The 24080-nt window shown below is 59.8% G+C and carries 21 protein-coding genes and 4 pseudogenes; 13 read left to right on the top strand and 12 right to left on the bottom strand.

Annotated features, from left to right (window positions below; translation table 11 throughout):
• Nucleotides 1-448: pseudogene (locus ATK06_RS11005) on the bottom strand (ATP-binding cassette domain-containing protein); the annotation flags it as partial.
• A gap of 55 nt (nucleotides 449-503) precedes the next feature.
• Here ATK06_RS11005 and ATK06_RS11000 point away from each other — a divergent pair.
• Nucleotides 504-1754: a YibE/F family protein gene (locus ATK06_RS11000; RefSeq protein WP_048380331.1), complete on the top strand. Its 1251-nt coding sequence runs from the start codon at nucleotides 504-506 to the stop codon at nucleotides 1752-1754.
• Here the strand turns inward: ATK06_RS11000 and ATK06_RS11515 are convergent.
• The 4 genes and pseudogenes from ATK06_RS11515 to ATK06_RS10980 all read right to left on the bottom strand — a co-directional run bounded on the left by ATK06_RS11515 (nucleotide 1654) and on the right by ATK06_RS10980 (nucleotide 5666).
• A complete protein-coding gene (locus tag ATK06_RS11515; protein ID WP_169916296.1) occupies nucleotides 1654-2238 on the bottom strand; it encodes a hypothetical protein in 585 nt (194 codons plus the stop codon). The genes ATK06_RS11000 and ATK06_RS11515 overlap by 101 nt on opposite strands.
• Nucleotides 2239-2612: 374 nt before the next feature.
• A pseudogene (gene rsmA / locus ATK06_RS10990) lies at nucleotides 2613-3473 on the bottom strand (16S rRNA (adenine(1518)-N(6)/adenine(1519)-N(6))-dimethyltransferase RsmA); the annotation flags it as partial.
• Between the two features lie 32 nt (nucleotides 3474-3505).
• Nucleotides 3506-4640, bottom strand: a pseudogene (locus ATK06_RS10985) (resuscitation-promoting factor).
• Between the two features lie 193 nt (nucleotides 4641-4833).
• Nucleotides 4834-5666: pseudogene (locus tag ATK06_RS10980) on the bottom strand (TatD family hydrolase).
• Nucleotides 5667-5885: 219 nt separating this feature from the next.
• On the opposite strand from ATK06_RS10980, the gene ATK06_RS11350 reads away from it, so the two are divergent.
• From ATK06_RS11350 to ATK06_RS10960, 5 genes are all read left to right on the top strand, one after another.
• The gene (locus ATK06_RS11350) at nucleotides 5886-6026 is read left to right on the top strand and encodes a hypothetical protein (RefSeq protein WP_211282020.1); all 141 of its coding nucleotides are present in this window, start codon (nucleotides 5886-5888) and stop codon (nucleotides 6024-6026) included.
• Nucleotides 6027-6101: 75 nt separating this feature from the next.
• Complete coding sequence (locus ATK06_RS10975) at nucleotides 6102-6941, top strand: TatD family hydrolase (RefSeq protein WP_098389350.1); 840 nt, start codon at nucleotides 6102-6104, stop codon at nucleotides 6939-6941.
• Nucleotides 6942-7134: 193 nt separating this feature from the next.
• On the top strand, nucleotides 7135-8268 hold the full coding sequence (locus ATK06_RS10970) for a resuscitation-promoting factor (protein WP_048380327.1): 1134 nt from the start codon (nucleotides 7135-7137) through the stop codon (nucleotides 8266-8268).
• Nucleotides 8269-8300: 32 nt separating this feature from the next.
• Nucleotides 8301-9170 (top strand): 16S rRNA (adenine(1518)-N(6)/adenine(1519)-N(6))-dimethyltransferase RsmA, encoded by an 870-nt coding sequence (gene rsmA / locus ATK06_RS10965; RefSeq protein WP_048380328.1) that lies wholly within the window; start codon nucleotides 8301-8303, stop codon nucleotides 9168-9170.
• The gene (locus ATK06_RS10960; RefSeq protein ID WP_098388602.1) at nucleotides 9154-10122 is read left to right on the top strand and encodes a 4-(cytidine 5'-diphospho)-2-C-methyl-D-erythritol kinase; all 969 of its coding nucleotides are present in this window, start codon (nucleotides 9154-9156) and stop codon (nucleotides 10120-10122) included. Before rsmA (ATK06_RS10965) ends, ATK06_RS10960 begins: the two co-directional genes overlap by 17 nt.
• On the opposite strand, the gene ATK06_RS10955 is transcribed toward ATK06_RS10960, so the two are convergent.
• Complete coding sequence (locus tag ATK06_RS10955) at nucleotides 10022-11272, bottom strand: YibE/F family protein (protein WP_048380331.1); 1251 nt, start codon at nucleotides 11270-11272, stop codon at nucleotides 10022-10024. The two genes, ATK06_RS10960 and ATK06_RS10955, sit on opposite strands and share 101 nt — an antisense overlap.
• Nucleotides 11273-11327: 55 nt before the next feature.
• Here ATK06_RS10955 and ATK06_RS10950 point away from each other — a divergent pair, with 55 nt between their 5' ends.
• Nucleotides 11328-13136, top strand: a complete 1809-nt coding sequence (locus ATK06_RS10950) for an ATP-binding cassette domain-containing protein (protein ID WP_098388600.1) — start codon at nucleotides 11328-11330, stop codon at nucleotides 13134-13136.
• Here ATK06_RS10950 and ATK06_RS10945 read toward each other — a convergent pair.
• The 4 genes from ATK06_RS10945 to ATK06_RS10930 are packed head-to-tail and all read right to left on the bottom strand — an operon-like array spanning nucleotide 13110 to nucleotide 16563.
• Entirely contained in the window at nucleotides 13110-13964 is an 855-nt protein-coding gene (locus tag ATK06_RS10945; protein WP_098389349.1) for a metal ABC transporter permease, read from the bottom strand. The two genes, ATK06_RS10950 and ATK06_RS10945, sit on opposite strands and share 27 nt — an antisense overlap.
• Nucleotides 13961-14878, bottom strand: coding sequence for a metal ABC transporter permease (locus ATK06_RS10940; protein ID WP_098389348.1), 918 nt, complete (start codon nucleotides 14876-14878; stop codon nucleotides 13961-13963). Before ATK06_RS10940 ends, ATK06_RS10945 begins: the two co-directional genes overlap by 4 nt.
• Complete coding sequence (locus tag ATK06_RS10935; protein WP_048380335.1) at nucleotides 14879-15625, bottom strand: metal ABC transporter ATP-binding protein; 747 nt, start codon at nucleotides 15623-15625, stop codon at nucleotides 14879-14881. It abuts the gene before it with no gap.
• Entirely contained in the window at nucleotides 15625-16563 is a 939-nt protein-coding gene (locus ATK06_RS10930; RefSeq protein ID WP_098389347.1) for a metal ABC transporter substrate-binding protein, read from the bottom strand. The genes ATK06_RS10935 and ATK06_RS10930 overlap by 1 nt, the downstream gene beginning before the upstream one ends.
• A 104-nt stretch (nucleotides 16564-16667) precedes the next feature.
• Between ATK06_RS10930 and ATK06_RS10925 the strand changes: the two genes are divergently transcribed.
• Nucleotides 16668-16994, top strand: coding sequence for a putative quinol monooxygenase (locus ATK06_RS10925; protein WP_048380337.1), 327 nt, complete (start codon nucleotides 16668-16670; stop codon nucleotides 16992-16994).
• Nucleotides 16995-17031: 37 nt separating this feature from the next.
• On the opposite strand, the gene ATK06_RS10920 is transcribed toward ATK06_RS10925, so the two are convergent.
• Complete coding sequence (locus tag ATK06_RS10920) at nucleotides 17032-18381, bottom strand: FAD-binding oxidoreductase (RefSeq protein WP_098389346.1); 1350 nt, start codon at nucleotides 18379-18381, stop codon at nucleotides 17032-17034.
• 182 nt (nucleotides 18382-18563) lie between these two features.
• Here ATK06_RS10920 and ATK06_RS10915 point away from each other — a divergent pair, with 182 nt between their 5' ends.
• From ATK06_RS10915 to ppk2, 5 genes are all read left to right on the top strand, one after another.
• Nucleotides 18564-18857, top strand: coding sequence for a lactococcin 972 family bacteriocin (locus ATK06_RS10915; protein WP_083986021.1), 294 nt, complete (start codon nucleotides 18564-18566; stop codon nucleotides 18855-18857).
• Between the two features lie 3 nt (nucleotides 18858-18860).
• Nucleotides 18861-20849 (top strand): hypothetical protein, encoded by a 1989-nt coding sequence (locus ATK06_RS11140; RefSeq protein ID WP_152668990.1) that lies wholly within the window; start codon nucleotides 18861-18863, stop codon nucleotides 20847-20849.
• Entirely contained in the window at nucleotides 20771-21460 is a 690-nt protein-coding gene (locus tag ATK06_RS10905) for an ABC transporter ATP-binding protein (RefSeq protein WP_346190151.1), read from the top strand. The genes ATK06_RS11140 and ATK06_RS10905 overlap by 79 nt, the downstream gene beginning before the upstream one ends.
• Nucleotides 21460-22179 (top strand): helix-turn-helix transcriptional regulator, encoded by a 720-nt coding sequence (locus tag ATK06_RS10900; protein ID WP_048380343.1) that lies wholly within the window; start codon nucleotides 21460-21462, stop codon nucleotides 22177-22179. Before ATK06_RS10905 ends, ATK06_RS10900 begins: the two co-directional genes overlap by 1 nt.
• 96 nt (nucleotides 22180-22275) lie before the next feature.
• Complete coding sequence (gene ppk2, locus ATK06_RS10895) at nucleotides 22276-23181, top strand: polyphosphate kinase 2 (protein WP_048380345.1); 906 nt, start codon at nucleotides 22276-22278, stop codon at nucleotides 23179-23181.
• Nucleotides 23182-23232: 51 nt separating this feature from the next.
• Here ppk2 and ATK06_RS10890 read toward each other — a convergent pair whose 3' ends face one another.
• Nucleotides 23233-24030: an HAD family hydrolase gene (locus ATK06_RS10890; RefSeq protein WP_098389345.1), complete on the bottom strand. Its 798-nt coding sequence runs from the start codon at nucleotides 24028-24030 to the stop codon at nucleotides 23233-23235.
• Nucleotides 24031-24080 lie beyond the last annotated feature (50 nt).

Raw genomic sequence — 24080 nt, 5'->3', positions numbered from 1 at the left:
AGGACGATCAGGTCCAGGTCACGCACCAACGCCGCAGCCAGGTTCACGCGGCGGCGCTCACCACCAGAAAGCTGGCCCACCTTGGTATCCAAGCCTAAAGTCCACGATCCCCAGCCCGCCGAGGACTTCGCGGACCTTAGGGTTCGAGGCCCACTCGTAGGTCTCCACGCCCAGCGGCTCCAGGACCACGGCGGCCACCGTGTCCTCCGGGTTTGAGTTCCGCACGCTGGGTCACCACCGCGAAACTCATGTCCGAATTGTGGGACACGCGCCCGGAATCTGGCTCCTCCAAACCGGTGAGCACTTCCAACAAGCTGGTCTTGCCACCGCCGTTTAAGCCGACTACCCCGATGCGGTCAGTGTCCTGGACGCCCAGGGAGACGCCGTCGAGAAGCGTCTTTAAACCGTAAGACAGGGACACGTTTTCTACGTTGATTAAGTTCGTCATATCACCTGCACAGCCTAGTCGCTTCCACCCGCCGGAACAGACTAGGCTAACCACCATGTCCAGACATGCCAGCGCCACCACGCGCTCCCTGCCCAGACGCCTCCTCCTCGGTGGTCTTATCCTCGCCGCGATCACAGCGCTGGTCGGGATGGCATGGACGTGGCCGCGCGGCGGCTACCCAGACATTAGCGACGCCTTCGTGCATTCGCAATACAACCAGAAGCTTATCGACGGCACCGTGATCTCCGTCGACAGTGACGCCTGCCAATCCCCCTCCGTCGGCCAGGTTTTCGACGGTTCCCCCATCTTCCCAGTGGATGACACTTCGGCCGACCAGGAGTGCAGGCGCTCCGTCGTAGAAATCACCTCCGGCGAACATGCGGGGCGCAACACCATGTTTGTGCACTACAACGTCCCCGGAGAACCAGTCCTGGAACCCGGTGACAAGATCCGCATGACCTCCGGCGACCAGCTAGCCTTCGCCGACTATGCCCGCGGCCCTTCCCTGTTGTGGTGGGGCCTAGCGGTTGTACTCGGGCTGATTATCTTCGCAGGATGGCGCGGTGTACGCGCGCTCGCAGGCCTGGGGATCACGTTGGCGTTCATCCTGGCCTATCTCCTGCCGGCGGTGGCCACGGGCGTGTCGTCCTCCCTGCTGGCCGTGATTACCGGCGCCGTAATTCTGCTTGCAGTGGTTCCGCTGGTGCACGGCATTAACTGGAAATCAGCGGCTGCGCTTGCCGGCACTCTGCTCGCACTCCTCCTCGCAGCGGGGCTAACCACCCTGGGGCTTCGCTCCACGGGGGTGCGCGGCCTGGGTTCCGAGGACCTGCTCAACATCATGCTCTACCTGCCGGAAGTCTCCGTCATGGGGTTACTGTCCGCCGGGTTTATCATCGGCACCCTAGGCGTGCTCAACGACGTGACCATCGCCCAAGCCTCCACCATCAACGAGCTCGCCGACCTGGATCCCGACGCCACCCCCTGGCGCCTGTTCACCGGTGCGATGCGCGTGGGCCAAGACCACATCACTTCCGTGGTGTACACCCTGGTCCTGAGCTACACCGGCGCGGCACTTCCCCTGCTACTGCTCATCTCGGCCGCGGACCGTTCGCTATTTGACACTCTGACCAGCGATGTCGTCGCCACCGAGCTGCTGCGCTCCATCATCGGCGCCCTCGCGCTTATCCTGGCGGTGCCGCTGACTACTTTTGTGGCCGCGTGGACTGTTCCGGAGAAATCAGATACGCACCGCCTTGAGCTGGCCCAGAAGCCACCACAGCAGCGCGTGCCACATTCGCACTAAGCACATAATCCGCCACGTCCTGGGCTTCATCCTGGCCCGCGCACAGGAATGCGACCGTCGGCCCCGAACCCGAAACCACCGCGCGCAGCGCCCCCGCGTCCTCCGCAACCGCGAGCGTGCGGCGCAGGTGCGGGGCCAAACTTATCGAAGCCGGCTCCATATCATTGTGTAACGCCCCCGCAAGCGCGTGGACGTCGCCGCGCCCGATCGCCTGAATGACGGCCTCAGGATCCACGTGCGGCGTGCGCTCCATCCCATCCAGCTGGTCAAAAACCTTCGGGGTAGAAAGGCCCGCGCCAGGTGATACAGCAAACGCCCACCAGTACGTCCCACGCGACAGCACAGGAACGAGCTCATCTCCGCGGCCGGTGCCTAGGCAGGTGCCACCGCGCACACAAAACGGCACGTCGGCGCCTAAAGTCGCGGCAACTCTGAGCAGATCGTCTAGCCCCAGGCCGGTGCCATAAAATTCATTGGCAGCCACGAGCGCGGCCGCCGCATCGGCGGAACCGCCGGCCATCCGCCGGCCGTGGGGATAGATTTTGCAATATGAACACGCAGGCACGGCAACGCTGCCTCGCTGGCCCCCACCCGCGCGATAGCGGCAATCGCGTCTACGGCACGCCACGCCAGGTTCGTAGAATCCGTGGGCACCTTCGCAGCGTCTAGGCCGCTGACGGTCAATTCGGTGACCACAGAATCGCGAGCCCCACTGACGTCGGGAACCGGCGTCAACGTCACGTCATTGTGCGCCGAAATAGATTGGAATACGGTGACAAGATTGTGGTAGCCGTCATCACGGACGGAATCAACACCCAAAAACAGGTTGACCTTGCCGTGGGCGCGGGCATTAATCGGCGCTGACATCGCTGGCCCTAACCGTACAAAGTCCGCGACACCCAGCTTTTCTCCACGCTGGGTCGGCTCGATGCCCGCCTCCTTCAGCGCGGCCTCCGCAGCTGGGCCGCCCCCAAAGTGAGAGGACAAGGCCGCGCGCAGTGTCTTGCGGCGTTGGGCGAAGGCGGCGTCGATAAGCGGGAAAACCTGCTCGCGTGCACTGCGCGGCCACGGCGCATCCTCGAACACGTCGATGCGTACCAGGCCGGATTCGATTTTCGGCGCTGGCCAGAACACATTTTTGCCGATCGTCCCGGCCTTGCGCACGTCCCCGTAGAACGCAGCCTTTACCGAGGGCACCCCGTAAATCTTGGAGCCAGGCTTCGCGGCGAGGCGGTCGGCGACCTCAAGCTGCACCATCACCAGGACCCGTTTGATGGAGGGAAATACCTCAAGAAAATGCAGGAGCACCGGCACGGACACGTTGTACGGCAGGTTTGCCACTAGGGCGGTGGGCTTATCGACGTCATCCGGCGTGACCGTAAGCGCGTCCTTGAGAACCACCGTCAGGCGATCGGCCACGCTGGCGGCGCGCTCAGAAACCGTTTGCTCAAGGCGACCCGCCAGGCGCGGGTCAATCTCCACTGCGGTGACCTTCTGCACGGTGTCCAGCAGCCCAAGCGTCAAAGATCCAAGGCCGGGCCCCACTTCGACGACGTGATCATCCGGGCTGAGCTCGGCTGCATCGACGATGCGACGCACCGTGTTGGGGTCATGCACGAAGTTTTGCCCCAACTTTTTGGTCGGGGTGACGTCGAGTTCCTCGGCGAGGGCGCGGATTTCTACCGGCCCAAGAAGCTGGACTGCTGATTCTTCACTCACGGTAGCCCAGCCTACCGCAGTACCCCGCGGGTTTAGCGCAGGCCCATGCGTGCGGTACACGCTGGCCACGCACCCCAGCCCTGGCCCTGCTGCACCTTGGAAGCAATTGCGATTTGCTGTTCGCGGGAAGCCTGGTCGGCGGTGGGCGCGTACTGGCCGCCACCGTAAGCAAGCCAGGTGGAGGCACTGAACTGCAGGCCGCCGTGGTAGCCGTTACCAGTGTTGATGGCCCAGTTGCCGCCGGACTCACACTGTGCCAGCTGGTCCCACACGGACCCCCGACGCGACCGACGGAGCAGATGGGGCCTGCTTGGTGCCCCGCTTCACGACGGCCGCCGTCGCCGGTGCCAGCTCAGTTTCGTGAATGATGTCGCGGGATTCCTCCACGCCGTTGACGGTGACGATGCGCCGAGTAACTTCGCGCTCACCCGGCTGCGCCGGCGTGACAACAGTTTCGGTGCCTTCTGGGGATTCGGGGTCGTCGATGTATTCGACCGGGGCCTCGAAGGGTTCGCGGACGGTCTCTTCGGTGGATTCCACGCGGTCCACGGTAATGACCGTGTTGTTGGCCAGCTTCTCAGACGGGGCCGGGGTGACGCGGTCCTCGGATCCAACTGCGATGCCACGTTCTTTGAGTACGTCTCCCACGGTCTTCGCCGCAACGGCGGTGTAGGTGACGGTGCCTGCTTCGTTGACGGCAATGATCTTCGGGGTGGTGACTTCCACCTTCATGCCGTCTTGCAGCTTGGCGTCGGCACTGCCATCCACGTTGGACCCGCGAGCTACGTCAATTTCGCCGAGCAGCTCACCCACGGTCACCGCGTTCGAGGTCAGTGTGCGTTCTTCCCCGTCGATGACCACTGCGACCGGCTTCGCGGTACGCACCGTAATCGTGTCATTCTTCCCCAGCGCAGTGCTCGGCGCAGGCGAAATAATGTCCTGGGCGCCGACCTCAATGCCCGCATCCTCAAGGGCGCCGGCAACGTCAGAGGAGAAGGTAGCTAGCGCCATCTGCTCGCCGTTGATGTCGAGCGTGATGTCTTTCTGCGCACTCACAACAGCAACACCGCCGACGACCATGGTCGCCAGCACGCCACCGGTAGCGGCGCGCAGCGGGACAGACGCGGTGCGGTTGATTCGGTTAAGGGAACGAGTGGAACCAGTCATGGGTTAGTAAAACTTCTCCAAGTAGCATTGTAGTTTTCAGGCGGGGGTATATGCCCGGCAACTTCTCTTGATAACAATACGGTAACAAACACGTGACTGTCCAAAACCACACGCGACTGCAATGCACGTCACACCGTCCCCGTGACGGGTGTTAACGCCAGTGCACTCACGTGACTTATGGGCTCAGGTTTCTTTAGTTTTCCGCCAGCCCGTACACGCGGTCGAATGTCGCCGACACGTCCCCGGCAACCTCACGAACATCCACCCGCGGGCCTGCGCAACCACCAATGCCGTATGCCCGATCAAGGACGGCTCATTACGGCTCCCTCGGAAAGGCTCCGGCGTCATATACGGCGCGTCCGTTTCAATAAGGTACTGATCCGCTGGGGCCAACGCCGCGGCCGCGCGCAGTTCATCATTGCGCTTGAAGGTGGTATTTCCGCAGAAGCTTAAGATCCAGCCCCGGTCTAGCGCCGCGCGCGCCACGTCGAGTGGTGAAGAGAAACAGTGCAAAATCACGTGCGGGGGCGCTGGGCAGTCGTCGAGGATGCGCAGCAGCTCCTCATCACCTTCCCGATTGTGAATCATCAGCGCCTTCCCCGTGCGCACCGCCAAGTCTGCGTGCCAGCGCAGCGCCTCTTCCTGCACGTCCAGGGGCGCGGTTTTTTCGGGATCGTGCTTAATCCAATAGGTATCAATGCCTGTCTCCCCGATGGCCACACACTTCGGGTCGGCTGCCATCTCCTCCAGCTCGGCACGGGCAGCAGCATCGAGTTCGTGCGCGCGCGTCGGGTGGATGGCGCACGCCGCCCACACATCCGGGAACTGCTTCGCAAGATCCAACGCCGCCCGCGTCTCTGCTAGCCCGTCGCCGACGGTGCAGATCTTCTCCACGCCAGCACGCCGCGCCCGTTCAACCAGGTCTGCGGCATCGTCTTTACAGCTGGTGAGGTGCGTATGGGCGTCGATAAGCCCAGAAAGTCCAGCTGCCGGTACGGGTTCGGGGCGCGGTTTCTTTTTGCTCATGGGGCAAGTATAAAGGCGATGAGTACGATGGGCTGGGGTAGCAACAACCGAAAGTAGTCGGCCAAAGGCTGAAGGTCGTGCACGACCGACCAGTTCCATGCCTGATTGCCACCGATACTTGGCCTCTTGTTTCAGGCTTGGTGGACGCGGGAGGAGGCGCCGCCCATGTAGCCGCGGTCGGGAGCATGACGGGAAGCCCGTGTTGACAAGGTACGGATCATGCCGCGCCATACCGTGACGATCGAGCAGGATGAAGCCGATCACGTCGAAGCGCAGGGCACGCGCGACGACGCCGCCGAGGACGCCGTTGGCGAACACTGCGCCGACGTCGACAAGCCTGAAAAGAGTTCGGATCAATGACTGTTTGGGTCTGCACGCCTTCTGCCTTTGCCTACTTGGTTGTTGCTCCAGCCATCGTACTCATCGCCTTTATACTTGCCCCATGAGCAAAAGAAACCGCGCCCCGAACCCGTACCGGCAGCTGGACTTTCTGGGCTTATCGACGCCCATACGCACCTCACCAGCTGTAAAGACGATGCCGCAGACCTGGTTGAACGGGCGCGGCGTGCTGGCGTGGAGAAGATCTGCACCGTCGGCGACGGGCTAGCAGAGACGCGGGCGGCGTTGGATCTTGCGAAGCAGTTCCCGGATGTGTGGGCGGCGTGCGCCATCCACCCGACGCGCGCGCACGAACTCGATGCTGCTGCCCGTGCCGAGCTGGAGGAGATGGCAGCCGACCCGAAGTGTGTGGCCATCGGGGAGACAGGCATTGATACCTATTGGATTAAGCACGATCCCGAAAAAACCGCGCCCCTGGACGTGCAGGAAGAGGCGCTGCGCTGGCACGCAGACTTGGCGGTGCGCACGGGGAAGGCGCTGATGATTCACAATCGGGAAGGTGATGAGGAGCTGCTGCGCATCCTCGACGACTGCCCAGCGCCCCCGCACGTGATTTTGCACTGTTTCTCTTCACCACTCGACGTGGCGCGCGCGGCGCTAGACCGGGGCTGGATCTTAAGCTTCTGCGGAAATACCACCTTCAAGCGCAATGATGAACTGCGCGCGGCCGCGGCGTTGGCCCCAGCGGATCAGTACCTTATTGAAACGGACGCGCCGTATATGACGCCGGAGCCTTTCCGAGGGAGCCGTAATGAGCCGTCCTTGATCGGGCATACGGCATTGGTGGTTGCGCAGGCCCGCGGGGTGGATGTTCGTGAGGTTGCCGGGGACGTGTCGGCGACATTCGACCGCGTGTACGGGCTGGCGGAAAACTAAAGAAACCTGAGCCCATAAGTCACGTGAGTGCACTGGCGTTAACACCCGTCACGGGGACGGTGTGACGTGCATTGCAGTCGCGTGTGGTTTTGGACAGTCACGTGTTTGTTACCGTATTGTTATCAAGAGAAGTTGCCGGGCATATACCCCCGCCTGAAAACTACAATGCTACTTGGAGAAGTTTTACTAACCCATGACTGGTTCCACTCGTTCCCTTAACCGAATCAACCGCACCGCGTCTGTCCCGCTGCGCGCCGCTACCGGTGGCGTGCTGGCGACCATGGTCGTCGGCGGTGTTGCTGTTGTGAGTGCGCAGAAAGACATCACGCTCGACATCAACGGCGAGCAGATGGCGCTAGCTACCTTCTCCTCTGACGTTGCCGGCGCCCTTGAGGATGCGGGCATTGAGGTCGGCGCCCAGGACATTATTTCGCCTGCGCCGAGCACTGCGCTGGGGAAGAATGACACGATTACGGTGCGTACCGCGAAGCCGGTCGCAGTGGTCATCGACGGGGAAGAACGCACACTGACCTCGAACGCGGTGACCGTGGGTGAGCTGCTCGGCGAAATTGACGTAGCTCGCGGGTCCAACGTGGATGGCAGTGCCGACGCCAAGCTGCAAGACGGCATGAAGGTGGAAGTCACCACCCCGAAGATCATTGCCGTCAACGAAGCAGGCACCGTCACCTACACCGCCGTTGCGGCGAAGACCGTGGGAGACGTACTCAAAGAACGTGGCATCGCAGTTGGATCCGAGGACCGCGTCACCCCGGCCCCGTCTGAGAAGCTGGCCAACAACACGGTCATTACCGTGGACCGCGTGGAATCCACCGAAGAGACCGTCCGCGAACCCTTCGAGGCCCCGGTCGAATACATCGACGACCCCGAATCCCCAGAAGGCACCGAAACTGTTGTCACGCCGGCGCAGCCGGGTGAGCGCGAAGTTACTCGGCGCATCGTCACCGTCAACGGCGTGGAGGAATCCCGCGACATCATTCACGAAACTGAGCTGGCACCGGCGACGGCGGCCGTCGTGAAGCGGGGCACCAAGCAGGCCCCATCTGCTCCGTCGGTCGCGTCGGGGTCCGTGTGGGACCAGCTGGCACAGTGTGAGTCCGGCGGCAACTGGGCCATCAACACTGGTAACGGCTACCACGGCGGCCTGCAGTTCAGTGCCTCCACCTGGCTTGCTTACGGTGGCGGCCAGTACGCGCCCACCGCCGACCAGGCTTCCCGCGAACAGCAAATCGCAATTGCTTCCAAGGTGCAGCAGGGCCAGGGCTGGGGTGCGTGGCCAGCGTGTACCGCACGCATGGGCCTGCGCTAAACCCGCGGGGTACTGCGGTAGGCTGGGCTACCGTGAGTGAAGAATCAGCAGTCCAGCTTCTTGGGCCGGTAGAAATCCGCGCCCTCGCCGAGGAACTCGACGTCACCCCGACCAAAAAGTTGGGGCAAAACTTCGTGCATGACCCCAACACGGTGCGTCGCATCGTCGATGCAGCCGAGCTCAGCCCGGATGATCACGTCGTCGAAGTGGGGCCCGGCCTTGGATCTTTGACGCTTGGGCTGCTGGACACCGTGCAGAAGGTCACCGCAGTGGAGATTGACCCGCGCCTGGCGGGTCGCCTTGAGCAAACGGTTTCTGAGCGCGCCGCCAGCGTGGCCGATCGCCTGACGGTGGTTCTCAAGGACGCGCTTACGGTCACGCCGGATGACGTCGATAAGCCCACCGCCCTAGTGGCAAACCTGCCGTACAACGTGTCCGTGCCGGTGCTCCTGCATTTTCTTGAGGTATTTCCCTCCATCAAACGGGTCCTGGTGATGGTGCAGCTTGAGGTCGCCGACCGCCTCGCCGCGAAGCCTGGCTCCAAGATTTACGGGGTGCCCTCGGTAAAGGCTGCGTTCTACGGGGACGTGCGCAAGGCCGGGACGATCGGCAAAAATGTGTTCTGGCCAGCGCCGAAAATCGAATCCGGCCTGGTACGCATCGACGTGTTCGAGGATGCGCCGTGGCCGCGCAGTGCACGCGAGCAGGTTTTCCCGCTTATCGACGCCGCCTTCGCCCAACGCCGCAAGACACTGCGCGCGGCCTTGTCCTCTCACTTTGGGGGCGGCCCAGCTGCGGAGGCCGCGCTGAAGGAGGCGGGCATCGAGCCGACCCAGCGTGGAGAAAAGCTGGGTGTCGCGGACTTTGTACGGTTAGGGGCCAGCGATGTCAGCGCCGATTAATGCCCGCGCCCACGGCAAGGTCAACCTGTTTTTGGGTGTTGATTCCGTCCGTGATGACGGCTACCACAATCTTGTCACCGTATTCCAATCTATTTCGGCGCACAATGACGTGACGTTGACGCCGGTTCCCGACGTCAGTGCGGCTCGCGATTCTGTGGTCACCGAATTGACCGTCAGCGGCCTAGACGCTGCGAAGGTGCCCACGGATTCTACGAACCTGGCGTGGCGTGCCGTAGACGCGATTGCCGCTATCGCGCGGGTGGGGGCCAGCGAGGCAGCGTTGCCGTGCCTGCGTGTTCATATTGCAAAATCTATCCCCACGGCCGGCGGGATGGCCGGCGGTTCCGCCGATGCGGCGGCCGCGCTCGTGGCTGCCAATGAATTTTATGGCACCGGCCTGGGGCTAGACGATCTGCTCAGAGTTGCCGCGACTTTAGGCGCCGACGTGCCGTTTTGTGTGCGCGGTGGCACCTGCCTAGGCACCGGCCGCGGAGATGAGCTCGTTCCTGTGCTGTCGCGTGGGACGTACTGGTGGGCGTTTGCTGTATCACCTGGCGCGGGCCTTTCTACCCCGAAGGTTTTTGACCAGCTGGATGGGATGGAGCGCACGCCGCACGTGGATCCTGAGGCCGTCATTCAGGCGATCGGGCGCGGCGACGTCCACGCGCTTGCGGGGGCGTTACACAATGATATGGAGCCGGCTTCGATAAGTTTGGCCCCGCACCTGCGCCGCACGCTCGCGGTTGCGGAGGACGCGGGGGCGCTGCGCGCGGTGGTTTCGGGTTCGGGGCCGACGGTCGCATTCCTGTGCGCGGGCCAGGATGAAGCCCAGGACGTGGCGGATTATGTGCTTAGTGCGAATGTGGCACGCGCTGCTGTGGTGGCTTCTGGGCCAGCTCAAGGCGGTGCGTATCTGATTTCTCCGGAACAGTCCACGCGGCCACAAAAGTAGTCAGCGGCACCGCCAGGATAAGCGCGAGGGCGCCGATGATGGAGCGCAGCAGCTCGGTGGCGACGACATCGCTGGTCAGAGTGTCAAATAGCGAACGGTCCGCGGCCGAGATGAGCAGTAGCAGGGGAAGTGCCGCGCCGGTGTAGCTCAGGACCAGGGTGTACACCACGGAAGTGATGTGGTCTTGGCCCACGCGCATCGCACCGGTGAACAGGCGCCAGGGGGTGGCGTCGGGATCCAGGTCGGCGAGCTCGTTGATGGTGGAGGCTTGGGCGATGGTCACGTCGTTGAGCACGCCTAGGGTGCCGATGATAAACCCGGCGGACAGTAACCCCATGACGGAGACTTCCGGCAGGTAGAGCATGATGTTGAGCAGGTCCTCGGAACCCAGGCCGCGCACCCCCGTGGAGCGAAGCCCCAGGGTGGTTAGCCCCGCTGCGAGGAGGAGTGCGAGCAGAGTGCCGGCAAGCGCAGCCGCTGATTTCCAGTTAATGCCGTGCACCAGCGGAACCACTGCAAGCAGAATTACGGCGCCGGTAATCACGGCCAGCAGGGAGGACGACACGCCCGTGGCCACCGCCGGCAGGAGATAGGCCAGGATGAACGCCAACGTGATCCCCAGGCCTGCGAGCGCGCGTACACCGCGCCATCCTGCGAAGATAATCAGCCCGAGTACAACCGCTAGGCCCCACCACAACAGGGAAGGGCCGCGGGCATAGTCGGCGAAGGCTAGCTGGTCGCCGGAGGTCATGCGGATCTTGTCACCGGGTTCCAGGACTGGTTCTCCGGGGACGTTGTAGTGCACAAACATGGTGTTGCGCCCCGCATGTTCGCCGGAGGTGATTTCTACGACGGAGCGCCTGCACTCCTGGTCGGCCGAAGTGTCATCCACTGGGAAGATGGGGGAACCGTCGAAAACCTGGCCGACGGAGGGGGATTGGCAGGCGTCACTGTCGACGGAGATCACGGTGCCGTCGATAAGCTTCTGGTTGTATTGCGAATGCACGAAGGCGTCGCTAATGTCTGGGTAGCCGCCGCGCGGCCACGTCCATGCCATCCCGACCAGCGCTGTGATCGCGGCGAGGATAAGACCACCGAGGAGGAGGCGTCTGGGCAGGGAGCGCGTGGTGGCGCTGGCATGTCTGGACATGGTGGTTAGCCTAGTCTGTTCCGGCGGGTGGAAGCGACTAGGCTGTGCAGGTGATATGACGAACTTAATCAACGTAGAAAACGTGTCCCTGTCTTACGGTTTAAAGACGCTTCTCGACGGCGTCTCCCTGGGCGTCCAGGACACTGACCGCATCGGGGTAGTCGGCTTAAACGGCGGTGGCAAGACCAGCTTGTTGGAAGTGCTCACCGGTTTGGAGGAGCCAGATTCCGGGCGCGTGTCCCACAATTCGGACATGAGTTTCGCGGTGGTGACCCAGCGTGCGGAACTCAACCCGGAGGACACGGTGGCCGCCGTGGTCCTGGAGCCGCTGGGCGTGGAGACCTACGAGTGGGCCTCGAACCCTAAGGTCCGCGAAGTCCTCGGCGGGCTGGGGATCGTGGACTTAGGCTTGGATACCAAGGTGGGCCAGCTTTCTGGTGGTGAGCGCCGCCGCGTGAACCTGGCTGCGGCGTTGGTGCGTGACCTGGACCTGATCGTCCTCGACGAGCCCACCAACCACCTGGACATCGAGGGCGTCCAATGGCTGGCTGAGCACTTGCTTTCCCGCAAGATTGCCATCGTGGTGGTCACCCATGACCGTTGGTTCCTGGATACCGTGGCTAACCACACGTGGGAGGTCCACGACGGCACCGTTGACGTTTACGAGGGTGGCTACAACGATTGGACGTTCGCCCGGGCTGAGCGTGCTCGCCAGGCCGATGCCGCCGAGCAGCGCCGCCAAAACTTGGCGCGTAAAGAACTTGCGTGGCTACGCCGCGGCGCTCCGGCGCGTACGTCGAAGCCGCGCTACCGCATCGAGGCAGCTGAAGCCCTGATCGCGGATGTTCCCGAGCCGCGCAACAAGGTAGAACTACTCAGCTTTTCAAAGACCCGCCAGGGCCGCGTGGTCATTGAGCTGGAGCACGCGCAGATCGATACCCCGGACGGGCGCACGCTGGTCGACGACCTCACGTGGCGTCTCGCGCCGGGCGAACGCATCGGCTTGGTGGGGGTGAACGGTTCAGGTAAGACCACCTTGCTGCGCACCCTCGCCGGCGAATACCCGCTGGCTGCAGGCAAGCGCATCGAAGGCCAGACCGCCCGGATCGGGTGGTTGCGCCAGGAACTCGACGACCTGGACCCCGACCGGCGCGTCATCGACTGCATCGAAGACGTGGCCACCTACGTGGAATTCGCCGGCGGAACCCTGTCGGCCTCCCAGCTGGCCGAACGCCTAGGCTTCGCGCCGAAACGCCAGCGCACCCCGGTGCGTGACCTCTCCGGCGGCGAGCGTCGCCGCCTCCAACTCACCCGCGTGCTCATGGCCGAGCCGAACATCTTGCTTCTCGACGAGCCAACGAACGACCTTGACATCGACACGCTGCAAGAACTCGAAGACCTTTTGGATAAGTGGCCGGGCACCCTCGTGGTGATTTCCCACGACCGCTACTTGATCGAGCGCATCGCCGATTCCACCTGGGCCCTCTTCGGGGACGGCACGCTGACCAACCTCCCCGGTGGTATTGACCAGTACTTGGAGCGCCGCGCGGCGGAAGCCGATACCGGTGGGGTAGTAGATCTTGGTGAGCACACAGAAAAACCCGACACACCGAAAAACGATGCGCCGGGTCTGAGCGCTCAAGAACACCGTGAGCTGCGCAAGACGCTCAACCGCCTGGAACGTGAGATGTCTAAGCTTTCCACAACCATCGAGCAGACGGAGAAGAAACTCGCGGACGCGTCCGTGGCCGAGCCGCTGGACACGGAACTTCTGGCGCGCCTCGACGGGCAGCTGCGCGAAGCGCGCAGCCAGCACGAAGAGATAGAGATGGAGTGGTTAGACGTGGCGGAGCGAATGGAATAGGCGCTGGCCCAGCCACACCACAATAAAGATCACGCCGTAGAACACGCTCATCGTCGCAGAGGTTGCCGCACCCAGGTGGTAGGCGGACCAGAATCCACCGAGGGATCCCAGGACCGCGATGCCGATGGTGAGCGCAAACATCGTCGATAATTGCTTGCTCAGCAGGTACGCCGTCGCCGCCGGAACCACAATGAGGGCTACCACCAGCAGGGCGCCGGCGGCATTGAACGCTGCGGTCACCGTGACAGAGACCAGGAACATGAACGCGGCGTTGAGCAGGCGCGGGCGCATGCCCATGGTCTGCGCGATCTCCGAGTCGAAGGTGCTCAGTTTGAGCTGCGGGTAGAACGCAAAGATAAAGCCCGCATTGATGGCCAGGACCAGCAGCATCACGTACATGTACTGTGGCCCGAAGTCGCGGGTGCCCACGATCAGGTGCGGCATGCTGGCCAGGTTCAGGTCACCGACGAGCACCGCGTGGGTATCCAGGTGGATGTTGGCGAAGTTGTTGGTCACCAGGATCACACCACCTGCGAAGAGGGCGGGGAAGATGAGCCCCTGCGGGGCGTCGCCGCTGATGAGGCGGGTGGCGGACAAGTATTCCGCGCCCAACACCACAACCAGGCCAGCGAGCGCTGCGCCCAGGATTAGCCAGGGCGAATCCAGGTCGTGGGTGAAGAAGTAGCCGACGACGATGCCGGGGAAGACGGCGTGGCCGATGGCGTCGATAAGCATCGAGTTCTTCCGCAGCACCACGAACACCCCGGGGAGCGCGCACGAAATTGCTGTGACCAGTGCAAGGAGGGCTGCGCCGAGTGCGAACGTCATGCTGCCACCTCCAGTGCTAGGCGCTTACGGGCCTGGGCGCGACGCACGGCGCGCAGCACCAGGGACCGCTTCGGGGCGAAGATCAGCGAAATCAGCAGGATCACAAAAAGCGTGATCACGATCAGTGGGCCGGTCGGAGCCTGAATCACAGCGATCGACGCGTACGCGCCCACGGCGCTTCCCACGCCACCGAAGATCGCAGAGAGCGTGACCATCGCGGGCAGGGAATTGACCCATTGGCGTGCAGCCGCCGGCGGGGTGACCACGAACGCGACCATGAGCACCAAACCCACCGACTTCACGCCGATGACCGTGGCGATGACAATGGTGAGGAACATCAGGCCGTCGACGACGCGCCCGGAAAAGCCCATCATCTGGCAGTGAATCGGGTCGAAGGCGCGGACGGTGAACTCTTTCCAGCACAGCACCATGATCAGGATGGCCAGGCCGCCCACCCCGAGGGAGGTGGTCAGGTCCGCGTACGTCATCGTTGATGCGTTGCCGAAGAGGTAGTCCTGGATACCGCCCTTACCGGGAAGCGGGGCATTGGTGATAATCCGCATGAGCACCATGCCGGCGCCGAAGAACAGCGCCAGCGTCACGGCCATCGCAGTATCGATACGGATCTTGGAGGTCTCGGCGATCGCGTTGGCCAGCCAGGCCGCAAGCGAGCCGATGACCACCGCGCCAATAATCAGGAAGAGCATGTTGCGCCCGTCGAGGCCGAAGAACACGGCAACCAGGAACGCCACCAACGTGCCGGGCAGCGCGGCGTGTGAAATCACGTCCGAAATCAGGGTCTGTTTGCGCGCGTACGCAAACGCCCCCAACGCCCCGGCGACGACCCCGATCCCGCTGGTGCCCATGAGCACCATGCGAAACGTGTGGTCGGCGAAGAATTCTGCAGGCGACATCTAGTCCACCGCCCCGGCGAGCCCAATCTCGCTGCCCTCAGGGATGTCATAGGTGGTGCGAATATTAGCGCGGGTAAACGTGGTCTGAACCGGGCCACTAGCCACGACCTCACCCTTGAGCAGAGTCACGTAATCGCAGTAGTGCGCCACGGTAGCCAGATCGTGGTGCACAATCACCACGGTCTTGCCGGCTTCACGCAGCTCATGGAGCACATCGACGATCGCCTGCTGGCTGAGTGCGTCAATGCCCTGGAAAGGTTCGTCCATGAAGTACAGGTCCGGGTGCTGGACCAGGGCGCGCGCCAAGAAGACGCGCTGGCGCTGGCCACCGGAAAGTTCACCGATCTGGCGGGAAACAAACTCGGTCATGCTGACCTGTTCGAGGGCCTCCATCGCCTCCTTGCGCTGCTTCGCGCCGGGGCGTCGCAGCCAGCCGAGGCGCCCGTAGGTGCCCATGACGACGACGTCGAGGACCGTGGTGGGGAAGTCCCAGTCCACGGCCGTGGACTGGGGCATGTATCCCACGCGCAGGCGCACCTTACTGAGTGGTTCGCCGAAGAATTCGCTGGTCCCGGTAATCGAGGGCACGATTCCCAGCATCGCCTTGATGAGGGTAGATTTACCGGCGCCGTTCGGGCCGACGATCCCCATGACCACGCCTTGCGGCACGGTGAAGTTGACGCGGTGGAGGACCGGGTCACCGCTGTAGCTGACGGTGAGGTCGCGGGTTGAGCAGGCTGTTTCCATTAGCTGAGCGCCTTCGATACTGCGTTGACGTTGTGGTTGAATGCGCCCAGGTAGGTGTCTACGCCTTCGTCAGCGCCAAGCGAGTCTGCGAAGAGTTCTTCGTCGGAGACCACGACGTCCCAGCCACGCGACTTGACGGCTTCCTTGAGCGAGTTGATCGCCTGCGGGTTGGCCTGGTTGTCTTGGAAGATGACGGGGACCTTCTTTTCTGCGATGAGGTCAGCCAGCTGCGAGATCTCACCGGCGGACAGGGCTGCCTCGGTGGAGATGAAGTCGGTGGCGTGAATCTCTAGGTCGAAGGTCTTGCCGAAGTAGTTGAAGGCGTCGTGGCCAGTGATCAGGATGCGTGGCTCCTTGACCTTGTCCATCTTGGTGTGCGCCTCGGCGGCGGCTTCCTCGATCTTCTTGGAGTAGGCTTCGCCGTTTGCTTCAATCTCCTTCGCCTGCTCAGGGAGCATTTCAGAGAGCTTATCGACGATAAAATCAACCACCATCAGCCATGCTTCAGGGGAGTTCCAGATGTGTGGGTCATGCAATTCTTCGCCGTGCGGGCCGGTTTCATCCCAACCGAGCAGCATGTCCTTGGGCAGCTGCTCGCCGACGGCCAGCTGCTTGTCATCGAAGCTTTCCAGCTGGTCTTCCATCTGTGCTTCCAGGTGCAGGCCGTTCCATAGGACGAAGTTCGCGTTGTTCATCTTTTCGATGTCTTTGGTGGATGGCTGGTAGGTGTGCGGATCGCCACCTGGGCCGACCATGGTGGTGACCTCAGCGGTTGGAAGAATGTTTTTCACCGCGTCGGCGAGGTAGCCGGTGGTGGCGTAGACGGCGAAGGTGTCGGAGCCCTTGGCGTTGGTGGACCCGGCTGAATCCGTAGATTCGGTGCTGCAGCCAGCCAGGAAGAGGGCTGCTACGGCGGTTGCGGCAAGCGCGCGTTTCATAAAAACCTCCCAAAGTTTAAGGGTAGTTAAGTTAGGCTCGTTTAAACTTACTGGAGATTTGCTGTCAATGGCAAGACGCGGGGGACGTCGGTACCATTGGTCATATGATTTTGATTAACGTTCGCTTCCGTCCAAAGCCCGAGTACGTAGAAAACTTCCGCGAGAAGGTCGACGAATTTACCCAGGCCTCCCGCGCTGAAGAGGGCAACATCTTCTTCGACTGGTACCGCAACGAGGATGACCCCAACGAATACATCCTCATCGAAGCATTCCAGGATGACGCTGCAGAGCCCCACGTGAACTCCCAGCATTTCAAGGATGCTCAGGAACTGTTCCCAACCCTGCTGCTGGAAACCCCAACCATCATCAATACCCTGATCCCAGGCAAGACTGAATGGGATGAGATGGCAGAGTTCCGCGTAGAGAAGTAAAACGAAAAATGCCCGGCCACCAGGCCGGGCATTACTTCTATATACCGCGATTCGGGCTCAAAATGTTCTTCGGATCCAGCGCGGACTTGATGGCGCGCTGCGCGGCCAACGTCGCCTCATCGAATTGCAGTGAAAGCTCATGGTGCTTCGCAATGCCAATTCCGTGTTCGCCGGTAATCACACCGCCATAAGCAACTGCCGCAGAGATAATGCGATCCATCGCCTCATCTGCCACGGGGTCTACTTCACCGATGCGGCGCACATTCGGGTGCAGGTTGCCGTCGCCGGCATGGGCCACGATACGCACCTCTACGCCCAGCTCAGCCGAGATTTCAGCGATGCGCGTGATCATTGCAGGCAGCGCGGGGACGGGAACTCCTACATCGCCATTCACCCACTGGCCAGCTTTCTGCAGGGCGGGGAGGGCAAGCCGGCGGGCGTCGAGAAGCGAATCATCAGCGGCGGTGGTGACTTCGGTGGCGCCATTATTGCGACAAATCTGGGCCGCGCGCTCAATATCAGCCGCCGCTGAGGGGGAAATCGCCTGGCCCATGAGTAGCCCAGCTGCCGGGCGGGGAAGGCCGGGGGCTGCGAAATCCTCGATGAAGCCGACGATGCCGGAGTCGATAAGCTCAAGGGCTTCAAGGAAAGCAGGCGATGCATTAATCTCGACGACCGCACGCACCGCATCGTCGAGCGTGTCAAAAGCGGCCAGGAACGTGTGGCACGAGCCCTCCGGGACCGGGGTGAGCCAGACAGTCGCCTCCGTAATCACGCCCAGAGTTCCCTCGGAGCCAGTAAACAATTGCGTCAAGTTGTAGCCGGTGGAATTCTTGACCGTCCGCGAACCGGTTGTGATCACGCTGCCGTCGGCAAGCACTACAGTCAGGCCAGCAACCGCGGCAGCAGTATCGCCGTAGGCGATGCACCGAAAACCGCCAGCATTCGTGGCAATGTTTCCGCCGACGGTGGAAATTTCCGTACTCGCCGGATCTGGTGCAAAGAAAAGTCCATGCTCGCGGGCGGCGCGATCTAATTCCGCGGTGATAACACCCGGCTGCACGACGGCCAGGCGGGAAGCCGGATCAATCTCTACGATCTGGTCCATCGAACGGGTTGAAATGACCAGCCCGCCGGCGTACGCCACCGCACCACCGGCAACACCCGAACCGCCCGCATGAATACTCACCGGGATGGCATGTTCATTGGCCCACGTCAGCGCCACCGAAACCTCCTCCGTCGTGCGCGGGAGAACAACGGCCAGGGGGTCTGCCTCCGGTGTGTACGAGGAATAATCGCCGGTAAATGGGGCCATCGCTGTTGGTTCAGTGAGCACGCGGTCCGGGCCCAGGGCGCCAATTAAAGAATTAAGAAGAAGAGTATCCATAAGGCCACGGTAGTGGCCTAGATGATTCGGGGGCAAGAGGGGTAGCTCGAGGCTATTAGTTGTGCGGCACGTTAACTCTCCGAATAAAGGTAGGTTTTCCTACTTGTGGAAATATGCGTCGGGATATGTAATGAGCGTACGGTAAAAAAGTTTTACCGGAAAACTCAAATATAGGAGGAACTATGAAGCATTCCTTACGGCGACGAATCGCCGGCGCGGCAGCTGCAAGTATTCTGGCATTCTCTGGCGCGGGTGTAGCTGGAGCTACGATAGTGAGCATTGATGGAGGTATCTGGGATTACGGAAGTGACTTCTCGACTGTGTGGTCCCACTACTTTCACAATGGGGTCAGCCATGGGTCGACTGCTGACGGGAAGTTTCGGTCCGACAGCGGATGTGTAAACAAAAACGTTTGGTCCCGGGCAACGGCCCCTCGAAAGACCTGGGGTAATGAATCGTACTACCGCCACTGCTAAGCAATGACACGTCTAAAAACCAGCCTCTTAGCCGTGGGGATTCTCTCCACGGCTATCTTGGCTGCATTTATGGCTTTTCTGAGTATTCGACTTTACTCTTCGGTTGACGCACATTTAGGAGACCATGGAGTCCAAATCAGGTCCTACGAAAGCGATGAAGCGCGGGAGAACTTCTTTTTCGATCTCGCAGGGTTTGCCCGAGAAACAGGCTTTGAAGTAGTCATTAACTATTCTTCCTTGTCAGTCTCCAACGGGGAATACCGTACGTATTCGTCTGCGCTCAAGCCCGGTAGTGAACGTGTAGAGCGGGCACGCTTTGAACGCGGAGAAGTTGATATTCTATATCCGCTTGAAGAATTTCCACAAGCCGATCCGCGTCAAATTATCTTTATCAAGGGTAGTTCTGCTGACCGAGACTCTCTTGTGCGATGGTTGGAAAAACAAGGCTTTACGGTAGAAACGCTGACTAATAAGCTTGCACAAATATTCCTCGTGTCCACGATACCGATTTTATTACTCCTATCTGTGCTTTTGTGTGTTTTGCTAGGAGCAGGACATTCGCTGAGCCGTTCGCGGGAAATCGGTGTTCATCGCTTGTTGGGACTTAGTGTTTGGGAGACAGCTTGGCATGAGGTCCAACGTCAACGAGCACCTTTTCTGGTTGCTTGGTGTGGAATTCCACTAGTCATCGCATTGTGTCTCTACGGTTACAACCGTTGGGCGTTAGGCTCGTTATTTTGGTTGGCCTTCCTGCTGAGTGGGATGGCTCTAGGTTTCTTTTTAGGTGTTGGTTATTTAAGTGGTCAATGCTTAGTTCGACTGACTTCAATCCCTCAATCAATTAAGGGAAGAATACATGCACGCCCCATTTTCTATGCCCTCACGATTGTTCGGTGTATAACGCTGGTAGCTGCCCTTACCGCGGTTACAGCCCTAGTAGGTGCTGGTGCAGAATTAAGTGCGCGCCAGAATTTACAAAAGTTGTGGGACGCGAATGTAGGTCCTCAAGAGTTTGCGTTGAATACCAACACTTCGTTCGAAGAATTAACAGATAGGAAGAGTGTTGACCCTTTCCGTGAGACCGACAAAGCGGGAGCGCTACTGTTAGTTGATCCCTATTGGATAACTTGGCCAATTGAACTAGAAGCTCCAGTGCTTTTGGTGAACCAAACTTTTGCACAGCAGGCCGGAGTGACAGAGCTAGCTCCCAAAAAAGTTACTGTGTGTTCGCCAATGCAGCTGTCTGGAGATTCGAAGAAAACGATTCACGATGCCCTTGATTTTGAAGCTGGGTATGCAGGCACTGGAGTGCCACCTGTTGAATGGCGCGAGAGTTGCTCCGTGCGAGATGTATTCACATATGACGTTGAATTTTGGCCTGTAGTGAATAATCCGATTTTAGTTGTCTTACCGCCAGGTTTATCTCCGCTGGGAAACCACAATTTAATGTCAAAAGTATCCCAACAAGTACTTTTATCAGCCTCTTCAGATGTACCTCACCAATTGATACAAGGTGACACTGGAAACACACTTTCCTTTACACGGCCACGTGAGGCGTCATGGCAGGAAAGTATGCGCAAAGTGCAACAAAAAGTGGCCTTATGGGGCCTTAACACGTTAGCAGCAGTCCTACTAGTCACAATGCTGGTTGCAGCTACACTCAGCACCTATCGCATAGCGTACCGGCGCAAAATCCATATTGCTTATATTTGCGAGCGTAGCCCGTGGTGGGTGGTACGCCCACTCGCCGCAATTGAAATCGTATTTTTCTTCCTAAGTGTGGGGTGGCTGCTATATAAAGTTCGCCAGCACTCAATCGATGCGAACCTGCATATGCCATCTACGTGGAATATAGGGTTTGAGAATCAGTGGTCGGCTCCAACTGTCTTAGCCGTAGTTGGTTTTGGGATTTCATGGCTCATCGCATCGGTAATTGTGGCTTTACGATCTGCATCACAATGGGATATGCGAGACGGGATGGAACAACAATGACAATTCATGTACACAGTTTATCGTGCTCTTTTCACAGTCGACCCGTGGTAAGTAATTTAACGGCTAATTTTCCATCGGCCTGCGTGACAGCACTGACCGGTGCTTCGGGGAGTGGGAAGACTACTCTGCTTAATCTAATCGGTGGTCTGATACAGCCAGACTCGGGGAGTATTACGTTTAAAGGAGAAAATATTGCCGGAATGAGCTCCCGTGCACGGCGCAAATTTCGCCGTGAGAATGTTGGATATCTTTTTCAAGACTACGGCTTAGTACCAGATCTCTCGGTAACCGAAAATATCAAAATTGGTGCCCCCGACGCGTCGAGTCAAGATATCGCAGAGACTCTCGGTCAAGTGGGCCTCCCGGGCGCAGAAAAAAGAAAGGCAAGCGAACTTTCCGGTGGTGAGCAGCAACGCGTCGCATTGTCCCGACTTATTCTTGCTAACCCACCTATTGTGTTGGCGGACGAGCCAACCGGCGCTCTTGACACGGAAAATTCTCGGGTGGTTCTGAGGCATTTACGTCAGTTTGCTCGCGGAGGAGCTGTCGTTGTGGTCGCAACCCATTCGTCTTATATAGCAGACAATGCGGATAGGGTGGTGATGTTGTAGTGTGGAGAAAAAATATTGCCGGTCGACGTTGTCTTTTTGTTGGGGTCGCCGATGCCAGTGCAAAGAAAGCGCTACAAAAGTGTTTCGGTTGGAACGAAGTTGGCCATATTGGCAATTGCGAAGACCTCAACATTTTTCTGGAGGTTCTAAGTGTAAACGGCGAAGTTGTTCCAGAAATAATAGCTGTCTGCGTACTGAAGCAAACACCATCATCTAATTTTCCTATGTTGGAGGAAATCGAAGATTCAACAATATATACTGCAGAGTTGGCCCAAGCCGTGGTTAGGGAGTTAGCACCATGTGCAGGAAATGCAAAAGCCAATGATGAGGTGCCAAAAGTCCTTTATTTCGTTGAAGACGTATTGCATCGCGAGCGATTACTAGTGGTGGCAATCCAAGCGAAAGCTCTTGCGTACTTCGTCTGTGGAAGCTTCGCTGCCCGTAGGGAAGAGGATCTGGTTCTGAACCTTATTTATAGCCAGCGGGGGGTGGTGCTTGACCATCAGCTTGAAATCTCTGCGGTGCTTGTGGCTCAGAACCTTACGCCATTCCAACTTCGCATTATGCGATGTCTTCGGGACGATATTTTGACAGATAAAGAAATCGCGCAGTCGCTGAACACTTCTGAGTCAATGGTAAGTAAAACTATCGGTCAATTGTTCCAAATTTTTAATTGCAATAGGAGAAGTTCGTTAGCTAAACAATCCGCGCATTTGTAGGTGCTGAGAAAAGTTCATCATCAATTCCTCAGGGTTTGTTTTATCTAGACCCCACACCCACTACCCCCGAAACAAAAGGCATGTACTGTTTAAAATATGTCTTCGAAAGAAAAGCGCCCCACCGTCGACTACCACCCCAAGCCGGCGAAGTTGGATAAAGAAGCGTACGAAAAGGAGCTCGAACGGCTCCAAGCCGAGCTCGTAGAAATGCAACAGTGGGTCACCGAAACCGGTGCTCGCGTGGTCATCATCATGGAAGGCCGCGACGCTGCAGGTAAAGGTTCCGCTATTAAGCGCATTACCCAGTACTTGAACCCGCGCCGTTGCCGCGTCGAAGCGTTGCCCACCCCCACGAGTCGGGAAAAGGGACAATGGTACTTCCAGCGTTACGTCGAGAAGCTGCCTACCGCTGGTGAGATCGTCATCTTCGACCGCTCTTGGTACAACCGGGCAGGGGTAGAGCGCGTCATGGGATTCTGTACTTCAGAGGAGTACCGTCGCTTCCTTCACCAGGCGCCCATCTTTGAGCGCTTGCTCGTCGAAGATGGCATCATCTTGCTCAAGTACTGGTTCTCCGTCTCGGATGAGGAACAGTACAAACGCTTCAAGTCCCGCAAGAATGATCCACTGCGTCAGTGGAAGCTTTCGCCCATGGACTTAGAATCCATCACCCGCTGGGAAGACTACTCGCGTGCTAAGGATTCCATGTTCGTCCACACGGACATTGCGGAAGCGCCGTGGTACACCGTGGAATCTGAGGACAAAAAGCGTTCCCGCATCAACGTGATTTCGCACATCCTGTCCAAGGTGCCGTACTACAAGGTTGCCCGGCAGATGCCGGAGATCCCGGAGCGCCCGGAATCCTCCAACGGTTACGTGCGCCCGCCGCGTGCGAACTTCCGCTACGTTCCCGACCACGCATCGGCTTTGGAGCGGGAGAAAGTGGCCGCAAAAAAGAAGGCTAAGAAGGCCACAAAGAAGTCTGCGAAGAAGTCGAAGTAGAGCATGAACCCCGCTGCAGGTCACGCAGCGGGGTTCAGTGCCCTTGAAGGGTTAACGGCCCAGGAGGCGGTCCAGGGTCTGGATGACGCCGTATTCTGTATTCGGGGGAACGATCTCGTCGGCGATTTTCTTTACCTCGGGGTGGGCGTTATCCATGGCGTAGGAACGCCCAGCGGTCTGCAGAAGTTCCAGGTCGTTGAGGTAATCGCCGAAAGCAATGGTGTTTTCTACGCTGAAGCCGTGGTGGCGGGCTAGCGTTTCCAGGGCGCGGGCTTTGTTCGCGGTGGGGTCCATAACATCCACCCAGTACGGGGAGGAGGCCACGCAGTGCTGGCCGGCGGCTGCCTCCTTAATTGCCTGGTAGTCGGTCTCGGAGCCGGGTGTGAAGCAGAAGACGGCAAGTTTCACGACGCGCGAGTAGTCGAGTTCGCGGAGGTCGTCGATAAGCTCCAACGCGTGGTAGTAGATTTCGATTTCGCGGCGGGCGACTGGGTTGGTGGAATCCATGTAGCTGGTTTCTGGCATGCACACGACGACGGCGAAACGTTCCGGTTCGCGCTCGCAGAGGTCAACGATGGCGGCGACGGCCGCGGTGTCGAGGGGTGTGATGTCGATGAGTTGATCGCCGGCGGCGACGACGGTGCCGTTTTCGGCGATGAAGTCGAAGTTGCCGTCATAGGGGGCGAAGATGTTGCGTAGGGTGGCAAGCTGGCGGCCGGACGCTGGGGTAAACGCGATGCCGCGTTCGCTCAAGGCGGCGAGGGTGTCGGCAAAGCCGGGTGGGATTTCGCCATTGCCGTCGAGGAATGTGCCGTCCATGTCTACTGCAACGAGGGAAAACTGCTCCATTGGTCCCACCTTATCGGATTGGAAAGTTCGGCACGCGAAACGTGTTTCAT

This window comes from Corynebacterium renale (assembly GCF_002563965.1).
GTDB classification, from domain to species: Bacteria; Actinomycetota; Actinomycetes; order Mycobacteriales; family Mycobacteriaceae; genus Corynebacterium; species Corynebacterium renale.
The sequence above is the reverse complement of the archived record's forward strand: the minus strand, read 5'-3'. Positions and strand labels throughout refer to the sequence as shown.